Origin of the sequence: Achromobacter sp. SD115, assembly GCF_017355315.1 — a bacterium.
Taxonomy (GTDB): Bacteria; Pseudomonadota; Gammaproteobacteria; order Burkholderiales; family Burkholderiaceae_B; genus Achromobacter; species Achromobacter xylosoxidans_B.
In genome coordinates this window covers 63,527-77,682 of the sequence record NZ_JADIJM010000024.1, presented here as the reverse complement: position 1 = coordinate 77,682, position 14,156 = coordinate 63,527, and the positions used below count along the sequence as shown (strand labels likewise).

Below are 14,156 nucleotides of genomic sequence, written 5' to 3'. Positions count from 1 at the left end.
CGATGCGGCATTCGACCTTGATTTTCGTGGTGGCGGCGTTTGCGCTGCTGACGCTCAGCCGCCTGGCACTGGCCGCCTGGCAGTCCAAGCGCGTGCGCGACGCTGGAGGGCTGATCCCCCTGCTGCTGGGCGGACTGCGCATCGACGCGCACCAGATCGCCGTGCTGGCGGCGCTGCCGGCCGTGCTGTCGCCTCTATTCGGCCACATCCCGCTGGCCGCCACCCTGGCCGGCTACTGGTACCTGGTCGCGTTCATACTGCTGGCCTTCCTGGAAGTGGCCACGCCACCCTTCATCATCGAATACGACTCCCGCCCCAACCGCCTGTTCGTCGAATACCTGAAGCATCCCCGCGAAGTTTCCGGCATGCTTTGGCGCGGCTACAAGGGCGCGCTGGTGGGCGGCCTGGCGGTCGTGGCGCTGATCGGCTGGGGCGCCTACGGCCTGTTCGGCCACGCCCAGCCCGACGCGCCGCTGAGCTGGTGGCAGATGCCGCTGGCCAGCCTGGCGATCCTGGCCATCGTCATCCTCGCCATCCGCGGCACGCTGGGCCATCGCCCCATCAACCCGTCCTCGGTCGCCTACAGCTCGGACGGCATGCTCAACACGCTGGCGCTGAACTCGCTCTACAACGTGTTCTACGCCGTCTACAGCATGAAGAATGAAAAGTCCGCCTCGGCCGTGTACGGCGGCATGGACGACGACAAGATGCACGGGCTGGTGCTGGCGCAGGCCGGCCTGCCCAACCCGCCCGTCAACCCGGACTACCCCAGCCTGCACCGCCAGCCGGCCAGCCGCAAGACGGCGCGACCGCTCAATCTGGTGATCATCCTGGAAGAAAGCCTGGGCGCGCAGTATTGCGCCGGCCTGGGCGGCGCCGACCTGACGCCAGAGCTGGACGCCCTGGCGCGCGAGGCCTGGACCTTCACCCGCGCCTACGCCACCGGCACCCGCTCGGTGCGCGGACTGGAAGCGGTGGTCACCGGCTTTCTGCCCACTCCTGCCCAGGCGGTGCTGAAGCTGCCGCGCTCGCAGCGCGGCTTCTTCTCGCTGGCCGACCTGCTCGGACGCCATGGCTATCACTCGCGCTTCATCTATGGCGGCGAATCGCACTTCGACAATATGAAGGGCTTCTTCCTGGGGAACGGTTTCAAGCAGATCGTGGACCGCTCCGACTTCGTGGATCCGGCCTTCGTCGGCACTTGGGGCGCCTCGGACGAGGACATGTTCAACCAGCTGGACCGGCTGCTGCGCGAAGACGGCGATCAACCCACCTTCACGCTCGCCTTCAGCGTGTCCAACCATTCGCCCTGGGAGTACCCGGCGGGCCGCATCCAGACCGACGGCAATCCGGCCACCGTGGAAAACACCGTGCGCTACGCCGACTGGGCGCTAGGCCGCTTCTTCGAACGCGCCAAGGCCTCGCCCTACTGGGAAAACACCGTGTTCCTGGTGGCCGCCGACCATGATTCCCGCGTCTTCGGCGCCAGCCTGGTGCCCGTGCGCCACTTCCACATTCCAGCCGTGATCCTGGGCGCCGGCATCGAGCCGCGACGCGACGACCGCCTGATCAGCCAGATCGACCTGGCGCCGACCCTGCTGTCGCTGATAGGCGTGGACACCGAACATCCGATGCTCGGCCATGACCTCACCCGCAGCACACCGGGCCGGGCCATCATGCAATACGACAGCACCTACGGCTACCTGAAGGAAAACGAGCTGCTGGTGATGGCGCCCAACAAGACGCCGCTGCAGTACCGCTATACGGCGCCCGAGGAGTACGCGCCCATGCCGCTGGATCCGGACCTGGCCGCCGAGGCGCTGGCGCATGCGCTGTGGCCCAGCTGGGCCTATCGCGAAGGCCGCTACAGCCTGCCAGATCAGGCTGTCGAATCGTCCGGCTCCGGCGAAAAATCCGCCGCCTGACCCTCCGCCCGGCGGCCGCTACGCCGGTCGCTTGAACGCCTTGCGGGCCTTTTCGCTGGCGGCGTGGCAATGGCAATCGGGGCTATGGTCATTCACCATGCCCACTGATTGCATGAAGGCGTAGACCGTGGTGGGCCCGACGAACTTCCAGCCCAGCTTCTTCAGCGCCTTGGACAGGGCCTCGGATTGCGCCGAGGTCGAGGCGCCGAGCGTGGACGACGCCCCTTTCGGCGCTTCGAAGCGCCACAGATAGGCGCCCAACGAACCTTCGCGCTCGATCATCTCCAGCGCGCGGGCGGCGTTGTTGATGACGGCTTCGATCTTGCCGCGATGGCGCACGATGCCAGCGTCGGCCAGCAGCCTAAGCACTTCTTTTTCGCCGAAGCGCGCCACCTTGTCGGGCTCGAAGTTGGCGAAGCCGCGACGGAATGCGTCGCGCTTGGACAAGATGGTGCGCCAGCTCAAGCCCGACTGGAATCCCTCCAGGCAGAGCTGCTCGAACAGTGCGCGGTCGTCGCTCTCGGGGTAGCCCCACTCGGTGTCGTGGTAGGCCATGTACTCGGCGGACGTGTCCACCCAGCCGCAACGGACCAGGCCGTCGGGGGATTCGGTTTTGGGGTTCAAGGCAGGCTCCTGGCCGGTATCGGGCACCCGATGCTACCGCAGCAACGTCCCCGATAAAAGACCATGCCAAGGCAAAAAAACCATGGCGGCCGCCAATCATATCCAGCTAATATTTGCAGCCCTGATCCCGCGCCGGCCCTGTCCGCGCGCGCCCCCGGCGCTGTACGGAGGCCCGTATCGACGCGGCCCGTTTTGCGAGTTTGCCGGGGCCTCGACAGGTTTACAGCCTTCCGCGCTCCATGTCCCTGCTAGAGTCCTCGCTCATCTCCTTCGTCTCCCCCGCCGTCCTGGCAGGCGACGATCCGGCCGCCAACCCCTGTCTGGACTGCGGGGCATGCTGCGCGCATTTCAGGGTGTCGTTCTATTGCGGCGAGCTGGCTGGCGAAAACGGCGGCCATGTGCCGGTGGAACTGGTCACCCAGATGAGCCCGCTGCGCGCCTGCATGAAGGGTACGGAAACGGGCGGCGGCCGCTGCATCTCGCTGCGCGGCGAACTCGGCCAGCCCGGCATCCATTGCGCCATCTACGAGAACCGCCCCACGCCTTGCCGGGAATTCGACATCTGGATGCCCGACGGTTCGCCCAACCCCGATTGCCAACGTCTGCGGCTGACGCTGGGGCTGTCCCCGGTGCCGCCGCGGCCGGACGCCGAGAACGATCCGCAAGGCCCCATGCACCCCAACCAGCCCGCCGCGGCCTGAGGCGACAGCTTTCAGCCCGCGCAGGAATGGCCGGCTTGCGCCAGCATGGCCGGCGCGGAATGGGTCTCGGCGTCAGGCACGCGCGAACGTCTGCGCATCCGGACGATGTCCGGGTCCTTGCCCAAAAACCCCAGCACGTTGCGCATCACGCGCTCGCGTTCCTGATCCACACAGATCATGTGGTAGCTGTCCTGCAACATCACCACGGTCGCCTCCGGAATGCGCCGCTCCAGGAAACGGGCTGAACGAGGACTGGTCAGCTCATCCTCTTCGGCGTGCATGATCAATGTCGGGCAGCGCATGCGCTCCAGCCCCCGCCGGACCATGCCGCGCAGCCGGTCCACCTGGCGCACGCAAGCCAGCGGCACCCATTGGTAGTGGAAACCGTCGCCGCGGGCAAAGCCCGCCTTGATGAAAGCGCGCACCAGCTCGCTCTTCACGCCGTAAGGATCCTCTTCGCGCACCCGCATCCGGCGCGGCACGCCCGGCAGGCGATACACCAGATAGCGCAAGGCCCGATACCAGGGCGTGCTCCACCCATCCAGGAACACCGGCGCGGACAGCGACACCAGCGCCCCCCGCGTGTGCGATTCGCGCTTGCACAGTTCCACCGCCAGCAAGGCGCCCAGGCACATCCCGATAACGTGCAGCACCTCGTACTGCGCGCAAAGTTCACGATAGCGCTGCGTAACCACCGCCATCCAGTCCTCGACCCGCACATCAAGCAGGTCTTCCGGACAGCCGGCATGGCCGGGCAAAGTCACGCCGTGAGGCTCGATCCCGGCGCGCGCCAGCACCTTGTGCATGGCGCCCATGTCGAATTCGGTGCCGCCCAAGCCGTGGATGAGCAGCGCGCCGACGCGTTGCTGGCTCACGGCGCGCTCCTGGCCGGCTGCAACGCCAGAAAAAACAAGTCATTCATGAAACACCCCTGATGCATGGCGGGCAGGACGAAAAGTCCTGTCCGACCCTGGCGTCATACTAGGCAAGGGGTGCCTGGGAAGATCGGCAAAACTGTCGGAGAACCGTGAAAATCCGTAAAGCCTGCCTCGAGGACTGCGCTACTCGCGTTCGGCCAGGTAGCGCGTGGGCGTCATGCCAAATGCGGCGCGGAAGCTGCCGATGAAAGCGCTGGTGCTCTCGTAGCCCACCGACAGGCCAGCTTCGGTGACCGAGCCGCCGCGGCACAGCAGCTCCAGGGCGCGCAGCAGGCGGGCCTGCTGGCGCCACTGTCCCAGCGTGACGCCGGTTTCCTGGCGGAAACGGCGCATCAGCGTGCGCGAGGACATGTTCAGCCGCTGCGCCCATTCGTCGATGCCGGCGGTGTCGTCGGGCCGGTCCAACAGCGTATTGGCAAGATCCTGCAAGCGCGCATCAACAGGCATCGGCAGCAACACGGGCTCATGCTCGCGCTGCTTGAGCTCTTCCAGCAGCACGTCGAACAACTGCTCCTGGTAGGCGGGAGACAACACGGTGTTCGGCAGGACCGAGGTAAAGCGGTCCATCAAGGCTTCGATCAACCTGGACGCAGGCCAGGAGCGGCAGCGGTCCGGCAGCCGGCCGCAGGCATCGCGGCGCACATACAGGAACGAGCCGCGCGCCTCGCCGAACCAGCGCGCGCCATGCTGCACGCCCGGCGGAATCCAGCCCAGGCTGCCCGGCATCACCGTCCAGACCTGCGCGCCCGCCTGCACCACCACCAGCCCCTCGTGCACCAGCACCAGCATGCCCTCGTCATGAACATGAGAGGGCACGTCGATACCTTTGGATTCGCGCCGCCCGTGGACGCTGAACGGCGTCAGCAATACATCCGGCAGGGCGGGCGCAACGGCCACGTGAAGCATGGTTGGCAGGTTTGAGCTACAGGTTGACGGTTTCCGGCGAGCGGATCCAGTTGGAAATGTACATCATTCTCACTTGGATATCAGCCCCGCAAGGAGAACCCCCATGGACCACACAAGATTGCGCCACGCCGGCATCAAGGCCACGTTCCCGCGCATGAAGATCCTGGACCTCTTCTATCAGCACGCCGGCCTGCACATGAGCCCGGCCGACATTTACCGCAACCTGCTCTCGGACAGCAGCAACATCGGCCTGGCCACGGTTTATCGCGTCATCACGCAACTTGAAGGCGCCGGCCTGCTCAAACGTACTCAGCTCGACGCCCACACCACGGTATACGAGCTGAATGACAAGGGACACCACGACCACCTCGTCTGCACCGATTGCGGACGGATCCTGGAGTCCAGCGACCCGGCCATGGGCCAGTTGGTCAGGAAGATCGCCAAGCGCAGCGGCTTCCTGCTGGATTCCTACAGCCTGGTGCTTTACGGCCACTGCGGCTGCAGCAAAGACGCTGCCGCCCTTCCTCACGGAGAATTCGAATGAACCAAGAACAGTTTTTCTTCCACGACCTGTCTCAGTTTCCCATTGTCACTTCCCGGCATGGCGGCGCGCCCGACGGCTATTCCGCCAGCTGGATACGCGAAATGGAGATGCTGGTGGACAACCCCCAGAGCTTCGTCATGGTCGTGCCCGACATGCGGCAGGAAGCCGGCCAGGCGGACCGCAAGGCCATGATCGAATGGCAGACCGCCAACATGCCGCGTCTGAAGGCGCGCTGCCGCGCGTTCATCGCCGTGGAGAGCGACGCTCAGGCGCTGGACAAGATCCGCAAGCGCGGCGAAAAAATGACCCATGCCTTCGGCGTGCCGTTCCTGGCCGTGGCCACCGTCGGCCAGGCCGCGCAATGCGCCCGCGAATTGCTGGGCCAGTCGGGTCCGGGGGGCTTCATCGTGGACTGACGAGCCCGTCGATTTAAGAGTTGGCTGCCAGCGCCGTAGTCCATTGATGTCATGGCGCTGGTACCCGCCGGGTAGCGCGCCCCTCCAACCTCAGGACCGGCCGCCCTGCATGAACCGCGCTCTCGCCTGCATTTTTTGCCAATCGACGCTTGCGCAAGGCGCCCCGCTGCTCGAAAAGAACGGCGCAGCCATCTGCAAGGCTTGCGCCGACAGCTTCTCGGCCCTGTTCGCCGAACGCGCCTGGACCATGGCGGCCAGCCTGCAGGAACAGCTCGACGTGCTGCTGGAGGAAAGCCGGCGCGCCCTGGCGCATAGCGAATTGATGGCGGAACGCGCCCGCAGCTGCGGCCTGAGCCTGCACGATCTGTCGGCCATGCCGGCGCGCACCCTGTCCTGAAATCCCCCGTCAGCGCCCTCCCCCAGCGATTTCCACGCGCTGGTCGATGGCGCCGAACGGCACGCCGCCATCCGGCCCGCGCGCGTAGATGCGGACCCGGTCGCCGCGCCGCAGATAGGGCGGCAGCCCCTCTTCAGGCATGCCGTCGAGCTGGGCGCGGACCCGCGCTTCGGTGATGCAGGCGCTGCCCGCGGCAGGATCCGCATTGCTGATGGTCCCCGCGCCGACGATGCTGCCGGCCGCCAGGCTGCGCGTCCTGGCCAGGTGCGCGATGATCTGGGCGAAATTGAAGACGATCTCGCTATTGGCATGGGGCTCGCCGAAACGCTCGCCATTGATCTCTATACGCACGGGCAGGTCCAGCATGCAGTCCTTCCAGGCGCTGCCCAGCGCGTCCGGCGTCACCGCGATGGGCGCGAAGCTGGTCGCGGGCTTGCTCTGGTAGAAGCCGAAACCCTTGGAAAGTTCGCCCGGGATCAGCCCGCGCAGGGAAACGTCGTTGAGCAGGACCACCAGGGCAATAAGACTAGCCGCCTGCGCCGCGCTGGCACCCATGGGCACGTCCTTGGTGATCACCGCGACCTCGGCTTCCAGGTCGATCAGATGGGCCTCATCGACCGCCACGATGGGTTCTTCCGGCCCGAGCATCACATCCGACCCGCCCTGGTACACCAGCGGCTCCTCCTCGTAGCGCGGCGGAATGGGCTCCCGGCGCCACTGGTAGATCAGCCGCGCATGATTCCGGTAGACCGAGGCATCCGCCCACTGGTAGGCCCGGGGCAGCGGGGCCATGCACTGCCCTCCGTCGAACGCACCGGCGCCGGCCCACTCGGTCGCGTCGAGTTCCTGGCTGCGACGGGCGAGCGGCGGCGCCAGCGCATCCCAATCATCCAGCAGGGCCTGCAACGTGGCAGCGCCGGCCCCGGCGGATGCCCAGCGCTGCCCGCAAGCGCTCACCAGCATCAGCTCCCCGTCGCGCGTACCGTTCCTGCGCGTCGCCACGCGCAATGGCAAAGTCGCCTGCGTCATGCCAGCCTCCCCTGCGCCGCCGCGAGACCGGGCTTGTCCCGAGTCCAGAGGTCCAGCGCCGCACGGGCCTCGCGCACGTAACCCTCCACGACTTCCGGCGCTGCCACTTCGACCGTCAACTCCAGCCGCAAGCCATTGGGATCGAAGAAGTAGATCGATTCGATGTAGCTGTCGTGATCCGTGACGCCGACCACCTCCACGCCATGGGCTTCGAGCCTGGCTTTCATGGCAAGCAGATCGTCGCGCTCCGGCACCCGCAGGGCGATATGGTTGACCCACCCTGGGGTGTTCGGCGACGGCAGCGCCGCGGTCTGGTCGCCCAGGTCGAAGAACGCGATGCATGAGCCGTCGCGCATGCGGAAAAATATATGCACGTACGGGCAGAATTCCCCGGTGCTGGGTACGGAGTCCTTCTTGATGACATGCACCAGCGGCAATCCCAGCAAGTCCTCGTAAAAGCGCCGGGTTTCCTCGGCATCCCGGCAGCGCCAGGCGAAATGATGCAGTCCCTGCACGGGACGGGCGGCGGTTTGGTCCATACGATTCCTCAATCGAGCGAGATTTTGTTGGCGCGGATGACTTCGCCCCAACGTGCCGATTCGGCGCGCGCCAGCGCCCTGAATTCATCGGGCGTTCCAGGCAGGGGTTCGAAGCCGAACTCGGCAAAACGCTTGACCACGTTGGGGTTGGCCAGGGCGGCGTTCAGTTCCTGGTTCAGGCGCGCAACCGCTGGCGCCGGCATGCCCTTGGGGCCGAGCATGCCTTGGAATGCGAAGACCTCCGCGTCCGGAACCCCCAGCTCGGCCAGCGTCGGCACGTCCGGCAGCAGCGGCGAACGGACCTGCGAACCGATGGCCAGCGGCCTGACCTTGCCGGCCTTGATGATGGATGCTCCTGAAGCCAGGTCCAGGAACATCACCGGGACCTGCCCGCCCATCACGTCCTGCATGGCCGGGGCGGCGCCGCGGTAAGGCACGTGCGTCAGGCGCGCCCCGGTACGGCTCTGGAACAGCTCCATGGCCAGATGATGCGGCGAGCCGTTGCCGACCGAGGCATAGTCCACCTTGCCTGGCTCGGCCTGCACGCGCGCCATGAAGGCTTTGAAGTCCGCCGCGGGAAATGCCGGGTGCACCACCAGCACCAGCGGAAACTTACCGATGGCGCCGATGTAGGTGAAATCCTTTTCCGGACTGAAAGCCAGTTTCCGGAACAGGTGCTCGTTGAAGGCCAACACGCCATTGTCCGCCGACATGACGGTATAGCCATCGGGCTTGGCGTTCGCGACCTGCTCCGCGCCAATGTTGGTCGCGGCGCCCGGCCGGTTGTCGATGATGATCTGCTGCCCCAACGCGGCGCGCATGGACTCCGCCAGCGTGCGCGCAAGATTGTCGGTGCCGCCGCCTGCGGGATACGGCACCACCCACTTGATCAATTGGTCTGGATACTTGCCCTGGGCGCGGGCCAGCGGTGCGGCGGCGGTCAAGGCCGTGGCCGCCAGCGCCTCGAGGAAATGGCGTCGATTCAAGTATTTCTCCTTTGGAATGGTGGTCGACGGTCAGCCGACTGAATAGGCTTGGTTCATCGACTGTCTCAATCGAGCGCGATCTTGTTGGCGCGGATGACCTCGCCCCAGCGGGCCGATTCGGCCCGAGCCAGCGCCTTGAACTCCGCGGGAGTGCCGGGCAGCGGCTCGAACCCGAACTCCGTGAACATTTTGAATACTGCCGGCTTGGACAAGGCCGTGTTCAACTCCTGGTTCAAGCGCGCGATAACGGGCTCCGGCAGGCCCGCGGGCCCCAACAACCCCTGGAATGCAAACACTTCGGCATCGGGAACGCCCAGCTCAGCCAGGGTCGGCACATCCGGCAGCAGCGGCGAACGCGCCCGCGAGCCCATGGCCAGCGGCCTGACCTTGGCAGCCTTGATGATGGCAGCCCCTGAGGCCAGATCCAGGAACATCGCCGGCACCTGTCCTCCCATCACGTCCTGCATGGCCTGCGCGGCACCACGGTAGGGCACGTGCGTCAAGCGGGTTCCGGTGCGGCCCTGGAACAGCTCCATGGCCAGATGATGCGACGAGCCATTGCCGGGCGAGGCGTAGTTCACCTCTCCCGGCGCTGCCTGTACACGGGCCATGAAGGCCTTGAAGTCCGCGGCGGGAAACGCCGGATTCACCACCAGCACCAGCGGAAACTTGCCGATGGCGCCGATATAGGAAAAGTCCATTTCCGGGCTGAACGGCAGCTTCCTGAACAGATGCTCGTTGAACGCCAGCAACCCGCTGCCGGCCGACAGAACGGTGTAGCCGTCCGGTTTGGCCCGCGCGACGTACTCCGCGCCGATATTGGTCGCGGCGCCCGGTCGGTTATCGATGATGATCTGTTGGCCCAAGCCCGCGCGCATGGCCTCGGCCAGCGCGCGCGCCAGGATGTCGGTGCCACCGCCCGCGGAAAACGGCACCACCCATTTGATGAGCTGTTGGGGATAGCCGTCCTGCGCTCGCGCCAGAGGCGCAACGGTGGCCAGTGCCGTCGCCGCCAACGCGTCAAGAAAATGGCGTCGATTCAAGTCCGTCTCCTTGGGAATGGTCGCCGCCGGTCAATCGGCTGAAAGCGAAGGGTGGGGCAAATCGCGCAAAGCTTGCTCGATGGCGTCCAGGCAACGCTGCTCGTCCTGGACCTGCTCGAACAGCAGCAAGGCCAGGCGTGCCAGAAACAGGGACTCGCGTCCGCGCCCCGCGGTAGCGATGGCGTTGCTGCAACGGGCGTAGAGGCGATCCTGGACCGCGGCGTCTTCAATCATTGAATGGCTCCTTGTACGCCGCAGGCGCGTTGGATGGCGGATAGCACCGTGTCCAGCGACGGCGAACGCCATCGGCCGCAAACATGGCCGTCAGGCCGCAAAAGGTAGGCCATGCCGCTCTCGGACCCGGGCCGCATCGCGTCCGGGGCCGCAACCGCGACGCAGCGGCAAGGCAGGAATTGCCACGCCGCCGAGGCCGTCATCGCTTCCAGCGCGTCCTGCTCCGGCCATGCCGCAAACGCCAGCAAAGTAAAGCCCCCGGGCGTCAGCAGATCGGTCAGGTACTGTCCGTCCGCAGTCTGGCGATCCACCAACGGCGCGCCAGGCGCCCAGGCGCCGCCGCCCTCGTCTTCCGTCGACAGTGGCGAATGCGCATAGGCCAGGGCTTGCGTCTGCCGCGGATTGACCAGGCGCGCAATCCCCGGATGTCGGCCAGCCAGCGACAAGCTTGCCTCGCGCATCAGATCGAAGCCCCGATGCGGCGGCGACATGAATTCGGTGCTGCGCATGGCGTTCTCGGCGTTGATGTGGAAGGCCTGCCGCCGCTCGCTGCAATAGCTGTCCAACAGGGCTTCCGTGCCTTTCCCTTCCAGCACGGCTGCGAGCTTCCAGACCAGGTTGTCGGCGTCGTCAAAGCCCGAGTTCAGCCCGCGCACGCCGAAAATCGGCATGGCATGCGCGGCGTTGCCCGCGAACAGGATGCGGCCATGACGATAGGCATCCAGCGTCATCGCGCCGGCGCGGTAGACCGAGGTCCACACGGGCGCCCACGGCAGATGCCCTTCGCCGATGGCATCCAGATGCGTCTGCACAAAGGCGCGCACCGGGTCTGGCTGCAAGGCTTGCGCAGCGTCCGCGCCGGCCTTCAATTGGTAGTCCACGCGCCAGATGTTGTCCGGCTGACGGTGCATCAATATGGTGGTTCCGCGCGCCCAGGGCGGATCGAACCAGGCGCGGCGCTCTGCCGGATGCTCGCTCGCCAGTTCGATATCGACGATCGCATAGCGGCCTTGGTAGCCGGTACCTTTCAGCTCCAGGCCCAGGCTGGCGCGTACGAAGCTCTGGCCGCCATCGCAGGCCAGCAGCCAATCGGCGCGTGTGTCGTAGCTTCCCAGCGGATTTTCGATCCGCAGCGTCACGCCGGCCGCGTCGGGCCTGCATTCGGTCACCTTGCTGGCCCAGCGGATATCCACCCGTCCCGGGAAACGGCGGTTGATTTCGTCGATGGCATCCAGCAGAAACTGTTCGATGTAGTACTGCTGCAGATTGATCATCGGCGGGTACTTGTCGCCCTGCGACGACGGCATGTCGAACACCAGCACTTCCTCGGTGCCGTAATAGCTGCGGCCCCGCGTCCAGGCCAGGCCCTTTTCCATGAAGGCCGGCGCCACGCCCAGGCGCTCCAGGATTTCCAGGCTGCGGCGCGAAATACAGGCTGCGCGGCTGCCCTCGCAGACCGAGTCGTCGGCCTCGATCACGACGCTGTCTATGCCCAGCCTGGCCAATCCCAGCGCTGCCGCCAACCCCACCGGACCACCGCCTGCGATCAGCACGCGATGATGCCGGGCCTCCTCGCCTGGCGGCGCGAGCGGGGGAAGCGAGGGCGGGAAGCGCCGGTACTCGAAGGGTCCGATTCTTTCTAGGGGCATGCGCAAGTCCTGATCGTGTCATCAAACAACCGTATTGGCTTGCGTCATATTCTGCTGGGGCGGACTCGTTAATATGTCCTAATTAATCAGGACAGGCTAACCCGCTATGAAACTGCTGCCACTGCCACCGCGCCCCCCGCCTCCCGGCCAGGATCTGAGTGTCGCGCTGATGAATGCAATCGGCGCCGAGAACTTCGCCGCCGAGGTGCTGGGCGCATTGGGCGCCACGGTGCCCGCCAGCCATTGCACGGTATTCGCGCTGCGCAGCAGCGGCCGCGTCGAAGCCGTTTCCAGCGCCAGCGCCATCGGCGAAGTGGCGACCTTGACCGCCATCGAATACATGCGCCTGGGCTTCGACAAGCAGGACTCAAACATGATCTGGCTGTCCAGGCGCAAACCCGCCAAGGCGCGCCAACTCTGGATCGGGCACCAGTTCGCCATGGAGGTCGCCGATGCACACTACCGCCGCGTCTGCTACGACGACCCCGGCATCCGCGAGCGCATGTCGCTGCTGGCCGTGTTTCCCGACGGCTATCGGGTGGCGGTCAGCCTGCACCGGAATTTCTCCTATCCCGACTACGGCCCCAAGGATTTCGAGCGCATGTCGCAGCACGCCCCCCTGCTTGCGGCGGCCATCATGCGCCATGTCCAGGTGACCCGGCGCGCGCCCGCCGACCAGCCGCTGCAGGTACAGCTCATGACCAAGCTATCGGGCCGCGAACGGCAACTGATCACGCATGTGCTGGACGGTCTGACCACCAGGGAGGCAGCGCGCGAAATGGGCGTATCGGAGACCACCGCGCTGACGTATCGCTACCGGGCCTTCCAGCACCTGGGCGTGCGCAACCATCGGGAGCTCATGGTGTTGCTGGGCGCCAGCGTACCCAAGCGCAGGCCCGCGCGCTGAGTCGCGCCCGGCATATCCGCTGCCGTCATGGACGGGCTAGTCCTGCAGGCTCCATGAGACCGGATTCTTGCGCATCGGGTGGCCTTCCTTGCAGGAGGTGGCCATGGCGTCCCGGGTGGCGATCAGGCAATCGATGAAGCACTCGGCGGCTGGCGTGGGCGGCGATTCCTTCCTCGCCAGGATCGAGATCCGGGCAGAGGGAAGCTCGTGCGCCAATGCCATCATGCGCATGTTCGACGGCAGGAGATCGTGCTCGAACAATGGGCGCACGAAAATGCCCAGCGCCTCGCTTTTGGCCATGATGGCCAACGCAACCGCCACCGAATGACAGGATATGGTGTCGCGCGGCAGGGGTAGGCCATGCGCGGCGAAGGCCATCCTCAACAGATTTGCGGGAGCTTCCGAGTTGCCTGGCACCAGCCAAGGCGCGTCGTGCAGTTCCGCCAGGCTGCGCGCCCTGCGCAATGGGTGGCCCAGGCGCGCACCGACCGCGAGCGGCAGCGTGAACAGCGGACGGTGGGCGAAGCCGTCGCTGATCTCCCCGTCGTACTCGGTTTGCACGAGAAAATCGTAGCGGCCCAACTCCAGTTGCTCGTGGCTATAGGGCGGCGCCACCTCATTGAACGAAACCGCCACGCGCGGCATGCGTGCGCGAAAAGCGACTAGCGCGTCCGGCACGACCACCAGCGCCGCCGAACTCACGGCCAAGTTCAACGTGCCGCCCTCGCCATCGCGCATCTGTCCGATTTCCTCGCGAGCCCGGCGAGTCTCTTGCATGATGACGATGGCCCGCTTGTACAGCGCTTCCCCGTAGGTGGTCAGCTCCACGCCCTTGACGCTGCGGCGTACCAGCTCGACGCCCACGCTCTGTTCAAGTTCACGCAAACTGCGTGTCGCGGCAGGCTGGGTCACTGCGAGCGCACGAGCCGCAGCGCGGATGCTGCCGTGCTCGGCTATCAGCGTGAAAGCGCGCAATTGACGTAGGTTCATGCGTTCGGCTCCAGGAGATTTGTGGAGATATAAAAAAAACGGATCGCAGTACCCAGTTCTTGTCTTTTTCATTCTATGGCAACCGTGTGGCGCCTGCGAGCAGAAGCCCCCGGCGCCCGCGTCACGGCGGCCCCGCGGCAGGAGCCCCCTGCGGCCAGACAGTTGCACCGCCCTTTTCCGAAAAATGCGACGCGTTCCGAGATACGGCGCAAATTACCTGGTCAATTTGCCCTATAAGAAAAAGTATTCATTAGAACTTAAATTCTGTCTTTTTCTTATTTCCTGGCGTCCTTATAGTGCATCTCGAAGAGGGAGTCCAAGGCCCGGA

16 protein-coding genes are annotated in these 14,156 nt (G+C 65.7%); 6 read left to right on the top strand and 10 right to left on the bottom strand.

Annotated features, from left to right (window positions below):
* Positions 1-2: 2 nt before the first annotated feature.
* Entirely contained in the window at positions 3-1,925 is a 1,923-nt protein-coding gene (locus IPU70_RS26795; protein ID WP_207472228.1) for an LTA synthase family protein, read from the top strand.
* Positions 1,926-1,943: 18 nt separating this feature from the next.
* Here the strand turns inward: IPU70_RS26795 and IPU70_RS26790 are convergent, their stop codons facing one another.
* On the bottom strand, positions 1,944-2,549 hold the full coding sequence (locus tag IPU70_RS26790; RefSeq protein WP_207472226.1) for a DNA-3-methyladenine glycosylase I: 606 nt from the start codon (positions 2,547-2,549) through the stop codon (positions 1,944-1,946).
* A gap of 239 nt (positions 2,550-2,788) precedes the next feature.
* On the opposite strand from IPU70_RS26790, the gene IPU70_RS26785 reads away from it, so the two are divergent.
* On the top strand, positions 2,789-3,250 hold the full coding sequence (locus tag IPU70_RS26785) for a YkgJ family cysteine cluster protein (protein ID WP_207472224.1): 462 nt from the start codon (positions 2,789-2,791) through the stop codon (positions 3,248-3,250).
* An 11-nt stretch (positions 3,251-3,261) separates the two neighbouring features.
* Here IPU70_RS26785 and IPU70_RS26780 read toward each other — a convergent pair whose 3' ends face one another.
* Entirely contained in the window at positions 3,262-4,125 is an 864-nt protein-coding gene (locus tag IPU70_RS26780; RefSeq protein WP_207472222.1) for an alpha/beta fold hydrolase, read from the bottom strand.
* Positions 4,126-4,311: 186 nt separating this feature from the next.
* Positions 4,312-5,094, bottom strand: a complete 783-nt coding sequence (locus IPU70_RS26775) for an AraC family transcriptional regulator (RefSeq protein WP_207472220.1) — start codon at positions 5,092-5,094, stop codon at positions 4,312-4,314.
* 103 nt (positions 5,095-5,197) lie between these two features.
* On the opposite strand from IPU70_RS26775, the gene IPU70_RS26770 reads away from it, so the two are divergent.
* The 3 genes from IPU70_RS26770 (at position 5,198) to IPU70_RS26760 (ending at position 6,451) form a co-directional block, all read left to right on the top strand.
* Entirely contained in the window at positions 5,198-5,638 is a 441-nt protein-coding gene (locus IPU70_RS26770) for a Fur family transcriptional regulator (protein ID WP_207472217.1), read from the top strand.
* The gene (locus tag IPU70_RS26765) at positions 5,635-6,054 is read left to right on the top strand and encodes a hypothetical protein (protein ID WP_207472215.1); all 420 of its coding nucleotides are present in this window, start codon (positions 5,635-5,637) and stop codon (positions 6,052-6,054) included. The genes IPU70_RS26770 and IPU70_RS26765 overlap by 4 nt, the downstream gene beginning before the upstream one ends.
* 109 nt (positions 6,055-6,163) lie before the next feature.
* Positions 6,164-6,451 carry an MSHA biogenesis protein MshH gene (locus IPU70_RS26760; protein WP_207472214.1) on the top strand — a complete coding sequence of 96 codons (288 nt, stop codon included), beginning with the start codon at positions 6,164-6,166 and terminating at the stop codon, positions 6,449-6,451.
* A 9-nt stretch (positions 6,452-6,460) separates the two neighbouring features.
* Here IPU70_RS26760 and IPU70_RS26755 read toward each other — a convergent pair whose 3' ends face one another.
* From IPU70_RS26755 to IPU70_RS26730, 6 genes are all read right to left on the bottom strand, one after another.
* Entirely contained in the window at positions 6,461-7,480 is a 1,020-nt protein-coding gene (locus IPU70_RS26755) for a fumarylacetoacetate hydrolase family protein (protein WP_207472211.1), read from the bottom strand.
* Positions 7,477-8,019, bottom strand: a complete 543-nt coding sequence (locus IPU70_RS26750; protein WP_207472205.1) for a VOC family protein — start codon at positions 8,017-8,019, stop codon at positions 7,477-7,479. The genes IPU70_RS26755 and IPU70_RS26750 overlap by 4 nt, the downstream gene beginning before the upstream one ends.
* An 8-nt stretch (positions 8,020-8,027) precedes the next feature.
* Positions 8,028-9,005, bottom strand: a complete 978-nt coding sequence (locus IPU70_RS26745) for a tripartite tricarboxylate transporter substrate binding protein (RefSeq protein ID WP_207472202.1) — start codon at positions 9,003-9,005, stop codon at positions 8,028-8,030.
* A gap of 65 nt (positions 9,006-9,070) precedes the next feature.
* The gene (locus IPU70_RS26740) at positions 9,071-10,048 is read right to left on the bottom strand and encodes a tripartite tricarboxylate transporter substrate binding protein (RefSeq protein ID WP_207472200.1); all 978 of its coding nucleotides are present in this window, start codon (positions 10,046-10,048) and stop codon (positions 9,071-9,073) included.
* Positions 10,049-10,078: 30 nt separating this feature from the next.
* Positions 10,079-10,282 (bottom strand): hypothetical protein, encoded by a 204-nt coding sequence (locus tag IPU70_RS26735; RefSeq protein WP_207472196.1) that lies wholly within the window; start codon positions 10,280-10,282, stop codon positions 10,079-10,081.
* A complete protein-coding gene (locus IPU70_RS26730) occupies positions 10,279-11,931 on the bottom strand; it encodes an FAD-dependent monooxygenase (RefSeq protein WP_207472195.1) in 1,653 nt (550 codons plus the stop codon). The genes IPU70_RS26735 and IPU70_RS26730 overlap by 4 nt, the downstream gene beginning before the upstream one ends.
* Before the next feature lie 169 nt (positions 11,932-12,100).
* Between IPU70_RS26730 and IPU70_RS26725 the strand changes: the two genes are divergently transcribed.
* Positions 12,101-12,838 carry a helix-turn-helix transcriptional regulator gene (locus IPU70_RS26725; protein ID WP_242702714.1) on the top strand — a complete coding sequence of 246 codons (738 nt, stop codon included), beginning with the start codon at positions 12,101-12,103 and terminating at the stop codon, positions 12,836-12,838.
* Positions 12,839-12,874: 36 nt separating this feature from the next.
* On the opposite strand, the gene IPU70_RS26720 is transcribed toward IPU70_RS26725, so the two are convergent.
* Complete coding sequence (locus IPU70_RS26720; protein ID WP_207472193.1) at positions 12,875-13,828, bottom strand: LysR substrate-binding domain-containing protein; 954 nt, start codon at positions 13,826-13,828, stop codon at positions 12,875-12,877.
* Between the last annotated feature and the right edge of the window lie 328 nt (positions 13,829-14,156).

What these genes read in the sequence shown, in the direction of transcription:
- IPU70_RS26795 (WP_207472228.1), top strand. Translation starts at nt 3, where the DNA reads ATGCGGCATTCGACCTTGATTTTCGTGGTGGCGGCGTTTGCGCTGCTG.
- IPU70_RS26750 (WP_207472205.1), bottom strand. Translation starts at nt 8,019, where the DNA reads ATGGACCAAACCGCCGCCCGTCCCGTGCAGGGACTGCATCATTTCGCC.
- IPU70_RS26725 (WP_242702714.1), top strand. Translation starts at nt 12,101, where the DNA reads ATGAATGCAATCGGCGCCGAGAACTTCGCCGCCGAGGTGCTGGGCGCA.
- IPU70_RS26785 (WP_207472224.1), top strand. Translation starts at nt 2,789, where the DNA reads ATGTCCCTGCTAGAGTCCTCGCTCATCTCCTTCGTCTCCCCCGCCGTC.
- IPU70_RS26775 (WP_207472220.1), bottom strand. Translation starts at nt 5,094, where the DNA reads ATGCTTCACGTGGCCGTTGCGCCCGCCCTGCCGGATGTATTGCTGACG.
- IPU70_RS26730 (WP_207472195.1), bottom strand. Translation starts at nt 11,931, where the DNA reads ATGCCCCTAGAAAGAATCGGACCCTTCGAGTACCGGCGCTTCCCGCCC.
- IPU70_RS26735 (WP_207472196.1), bottom strand. Translation starts at nt 10,282, where the DNA reads ATGATTGAAGACGCCGCGGTCCAGGATCGCCTCTACGCCCGTTGCAGC.
- IPU70_RS26770 (WP_207472217.1), top strand. Translation starts at nt 5,198, where the DNA reads ATGGACCACACAAGATTGCGCCACGCCGGCATCAAGGCCACGTTCCCG.
- IPU70_RS26765 (WP_207472215.1), top strand. Translation starts at nt 5,635, where the DNA reads ATGAACCAAGAACAGTTTTTCTTCCACGACCTGTCTCAGTTTCCCATT.
- IPU70_RS26755 (WP_207472211.1), bottom strand. Translation starts at nt 7,480, where the DNA reads ATGACGCAGGCGACTTTGCCATTGCGCGTGGCGACGCGCAGGAACGGT.
- IPU70_RS26760 (WP_207472214.1), top strand. Translation starts at nt 6,164, where the DNA reads ATGAACCGCGCTCTCGCCTGCATTTTTTGCCAATCGACGCTTGCGCAA.
- IPU70_RS26720 (WP_207472193.1), bottom strand. Translation starts at nt 13,828, where the DNA reads ATGAACCTACGTCAATTGCGCGCTTTCACGCTGATAGCCGAGCACGGC.